Annotated in this window: 3 protein-coding genes and 1 pseudogene; all 4 read right to left on the reverse strand. The window is 66.7% G+C overall.

Annotated elements, in window-relative coordinates:
• The coding region (locus SAB01S_RS17830) for a tyrosine-type recombinase/integrase (protein ID WP_062734671.1) at window positions 1-1,174 on the reverse strand (1,174 nt) is incomplete at its 3' end.
• Window positions 1,175-1,331: 157 nt separating this feature from the next.
• Window positions 1,332-2,078, reverse strand: a complete 747-nt coding sequence (locus SAB01S_RS17835; protein ID WP_016744725.1) for an ArdC family protein — start codon at window positions 2,076-2,078, stop codon at window positions 1,332-1,334.
• Window positions 2,079-2,170: 92 nt separating this feature from the next.
• Window positions 2,171-4,183: a ParB/RepB/Spo0J family partition protein gene (locus tag SAB01S_RS17840; protein ID WP_021224602.1), complete on the reverse strand. Its 2,013-nt coding sequence runs from the start codon at window positions 4,181-4,183 to the stop codon at window positions 2,171-2,173.
• 111 nt (window positions 4,184-4,294) lie between these two features.
• A pseudogene (locus SAB01S_RS17845) lies at window positions 4,295-4,546 on the reverse strand (strawberry notch C-terminal domain-containing protein); the annotation flags it as partial.

Here is a 4,546-nt window from a genome sequence, read left to right on the forward strand (position 1 = left end):
CCGGCCCCACCGGCAATGCCGCTTCGCGCAGCCGCTGCTGGATCAGCAAGGCGAGCATATGGACTGCGAAGGCGTGGCGAAGCTGGTGCGGGCTGATCGACAGCGGGAAGCCGTTCTGTGCGCACCGCTTGCAGGCGCGGGTGAAGATCACCTCCCACGAGTTGGGGCGGACAGGCTGGCCGACCTCGGTCAGCCATAGCGCCGCCGGCTCGCGGGGCGTTCCATCCTCGTCGCACAGGATCAGGCGGCATCGTTCCTCCGGGGTGCAGATATCGCGCATGCGGTCGAGACCGGCGCGGGTGACAGGGATCGGTCGGTCGAAGCTGGCCGCACCGTCGCGCGCGGCGAACTTGGCCACGCCCGCGGCGCGCTCGACCGCGACATAGGCGGCGATCTGACGAAGCAGCCGGCGTGGGACCAGAACGCTGCGTCCGCGGTCGCCCTTGGTGAGCGGCGGCGGAAGGGGCAACCAAAGTTGTTGGACGTCACCGTCCTCGCGGTCGATCGCCGCGAGCTCGACGGTGAGCAAGCCCGACGCCTCTTCGAGGCGCAGGCCGGTGGTGACGAGAAGATCCGCGAACAGCGCGTTGCGCAGCCCATTACGGTCGCGAGCGCCGGGGCGCTCCGTGCCGTCAGGGGTGAGCCCGCGCAGGCCGACCTCGCGGAAAATGCGGTAGTCGTCCATCGTGACGAACCGGACATCCGATCGCCTGGCGACACGTTCATAGGCATCGTTGCGCGCCGCGATCATGCCGCGACGGCCACCTTGCGCCGGTCGCCACACGGCGCGGCGGCTGAACGGCGCGTCGGCGATCAACCCTTGCTGCTCGCCCCAACGGTAAAGGCGATCGAGGCTGGCGACGGCGCGGTTCCAGCTTGCCGCCGTTATCCGGTGATCGGCATCGTCGCGGCGTCGCTCACGATGATAGGCGTCGACATCGTCGCGGGTCGCAGCCCACACGGTCTTGCCGCAGGCATCGAGAAAACGAAGCCAGACTACGACATCATAGGCGTAGGCGCGAAGCGAGTGCCGCGAGCGGACGCCCGACAGCGGCAGGTCGAGAAAGAAGCGATCCAGATCGGGATCGTAGAGCGCGTCGTCGCGCTGGATCAGCGGCACATGCGCATCGAGGCCCCTGGCCTCGCGACGCTCGCAAACAGTAATGATCGACACCGGCGCGAAGCCCTCCCCCCGGACCCCCCACCCGGAAGCTGACCTTCACACCGATGCGCGCTATGGCCCGGCAGCTATCAGGCTGGCCTCCGCCAGCTCTTGGGTCAGCGCTACGGCCAGCCTGATTACTGCCTACCGTGGGCGTCCATCGCCGACCTTACTGCAATGTTGCGGACGGCGCAGACTGTCCAGATAAGGCGACCAACTCCTCGAACGCATATGCCTGATCGCCGAAGCGCTTCCCGAACGATCGGGCAAGCCGGGCTGGATGGCCTGTCCAGTGGCCGGCCTCATGCGCAATGGTGGCTGCCCAGGCGGCGCGCGTGTCGAATTGCTCGACCGGCGGCATGGTGATGACGTCCGCGCGCAGATCATAATAAGCACGATCGCCGCCGCATCGCAGCCGCGCGGGCAGCCGATCGACGAAGCGCTCCGCCCGCGGACCGAGCCGGTCGCCCGGCGGGACGAGGGAGAGGGCTTCGGGATAGAAATCGCCCGGCAGTGTATCGATCTGATCGGCATTGAAGACCGCATAGGACCGCATGACCCGGCGCTGCTCATCGACGAGCTCACCCGGACGTTCGTATGAATCGACCTTCTTCGAATAGGCTTTGTAGAAGATCGCAAATTGCGACTGCTCACCGGCACGGACCTGCCCGCCGAGGCTTTGTGCTTGCCGATAGGTCATCCAGTAGCGAGACCGATAGCCGCACTGCTCGGCGGCCAGCCATAGCCAAAAGGTGTTCATGCCGCGATAGGGCTCGCCATTGGCGCGCAGCGGGCGCCCTTGCGCGGCGCATGATCGCCAGGGCCGTACCCAGGGACGCACACCGGCCTCGAGCCGGTCGATGATGGCGCGCGTGATGGTCTCGGCCGGCGAGGGCCGGCCCGATGATTGGGTCATGGTGGATACTCCGCGAAAGAGCGGCTGTCTCAGCGCCGCCGATGAAGGGCGGCGGGCGACACGAAAGCGCCGCCCGCCGTTAGGCGTTCGCCTCAGGCGGCCTGTTCGAAGTCGCCAGCATCGCCATCGGGGGCGATCTCCCCTGCCCCGCCGTCGCTGTCGTCTTCATCGCTGAGGAAAGCGGAATAGCTCCGGAAGCTTTCGGGCTTTTCGATCGCGTCGAACCGCATCTCGTCGGGCAGCCAGGAGAGCGCCTTTTCCCGGACTTCGGCCTCGACGATGCCCTGCCCCGAACAGAGCGCAGCGCAGGCATTGGCAAGGTCACCCTTCTTGGCGTCCTTGTATCGGCCGCGCAGCACCGGCCCGCCGATCTCGTCGAGCGCTTCGAGCATGACGTCCTTCTTCACCCGCCCGAAAAAGTTCTGGGCATCGGGCCGCCACCATTGCGCGACATCAATGTCGAGCAGCCGTCCGAGATGATCGTGGAAGCCGTTGCGGCGCCCGCCATCGTCGACGTTGAGTGTCGGCTCCAGCGTCTGCGCCATGACATGGGCGAGCCAATCGGCGCGCGCCTGTTCATCCAGTTGCCGGAAGGCATCGAAGCGGGACGACAGCGTGTTCCCGCCTGCCCAGCTCACATCGAGCGCCTGGCGCTGTTCGGTCAGGACATTGCTCGCCGCGCTACCTTCATCGCGGAAGCTGACGATCGGGAAGCTCGCGGCGGCGGCCTGCAACGTCGCGTGGTCCCGGACATAGCTGCTGGCGAACACCGTCCGGTGCGCCATCAGGAATATCGTGAGATCGAGCGCGAACCCGGCATCCGAGGCGACATGGGCTGCCAGGATCTGCCGGCGCTGGGTCGCGAGTTCGTCAACCAGCGTCGCGCTGAGCCGGGAGGCCGCGACCTTGCCGGACGGTGCTTCGGGTTCTGCATCCTCGCCCGCCTGCCGGATGGCGCGCTCGCTGAACATGCGGCTGTGCACCCGCGGACTGCCATCGGGCGCCAGATAGATGAAGGTGCCCAGCTGGTCCTTGATCGCATCATCGACCATCGTGCGCGACGCCTCGATCGTATCGAGTTCCCGCTCGATGTCGGCGAGACGCGCCGAAGCCGCCTCGGCCTCGGGCGTGCCGTCCTCGAGTTCGGTCTCAAGTTCGCGGATGAGCGCGTCGCCCTCATCCGAGAGACTATCGACGCGCTCCTGCTCGTCCCCGCTCAATTCGCGCAGCGGCGGATGGTATTCGTGGAGCTGGCACTCCATATCATAGGGCACATGCGTCGCGAGAACCGGCGTCACGAACGCCAGCTTCTGTTCGGCAGCGAGCGCTTCCGCGGCCGCTTCAAGCTTCTGGGCGGCCAGCTGCTCGATGAGCTCCACGTCGATCCAGCTCTCGTCCACATCTTCACCGAACAGGTCGCGCTCGATCCGGCCGCCCGCGCCGACATAGGCCTCGCGGCCGACGAACCGTGCCTTGGCGTCGGTCGCCTTGACCGTTCCGTTGAGGAGCGCACGGCGGATATTGTCGGGATTGTCGCCATAATAGGACCGGCTCATGCTCTCGAACACGCGCGCCTGGCGATCGACGTCGGGCGTGACGGCATAAGCCTGGGCGACCCCCAGCGTGATCTCGCCCGCCGCCAGCGCCGCGAAGACGAGAGGAGCCAGTTCGGCAAGCCGTACCCGCTGCTCAACGAAGCGGGTCGTGACGCCGAAACGTTTCGCCACATCCTCGGCACTCGCGCCCTTGTCGAGGAAGTGCTTGAAAGCCGAGCACTCATCCGCCGGGTTCATCGCGACGCGGTGGAAATTCTCGGCAAGGCTCGCTTCGGCCGATCCGGCATCATCCTCGAGCACCAGCACCTGAACCTCATGGTCCCCGGCAAGCCGGCCTGAATCGATCAGCCGCTGGAGCGCCCGCAAGCGGCGGCCACCCGCCTTGACGGTGAAATGTCCTGCCTTCTTGAGCGGCGTGACCACGAGATTCTGCAACAGGCCATGCGCGGCGATATTGTCGGCGAGGCTGTCGAGGTCGGCATCGCGATTGGATTTGCGGACATTGTCCTTCGAGAGCGAGAGGTTCTTGACCTTCACGGACTGGATCATCGGTTGTCTCCTTCGAGGGTTGCGCCGACCTCGTCGGCCGGCTTGAGCCACTCAGGCCCACCCGGCCGAAGGCCCCCTCCCCTCTCTTCGGTCGCTTGGCGCGGCCGCGGGTCAGTCCGTGATCCTGGCGAGGATCTCGAGGGCGCGGCTCGGGGGAACGAACAGCCGCGTGCGGTGCTGGATGATCTCGGTGAAGCAGCCCGCCGCCTTGAGATGCGGCAGCGCCTCGGGCTTCCAGTCCAGCAATTCGAGGCGTTGATCGCCGGCGACCAAGGCGCGCTTCAGCCGCAGCGCTCCGATCGGCATGATCTCGCCCGAGGTGCGGACGTGCTCGACCCGCGCGCCGAGGTCGATCTCGACATG

The sequence above is a fragment of the Sphingobium abikonense NBRC 16140 genome, from assembly GCF_001598335.1.
GTDB classification, from domain to species: Bacteria; Pseudomonadota; Alphaproteobacteria; order Sphingomonadales; family Sphingomonadaceae; genus Sphingobium; species Sphingobium abikonense.

Bases quoted from the DNA above. Each gene is read 5' to 3' on its own strand.
- SAB01S_RS17835 (WP_016744725.1), bottom strand. From the start codon at position 2,078: ATGACCCAATCATCGGGCCGGCCCTCGCCGGCCGAGACCATCACGCGC.
- SAB01S_RS17840 (WP_021224602.1), bottom strand. From the start codon at position 4,183: ATGATCCAGTCCGTGAAGGTCAAGAACCTCTCGCTCTCGAAGGACAAT.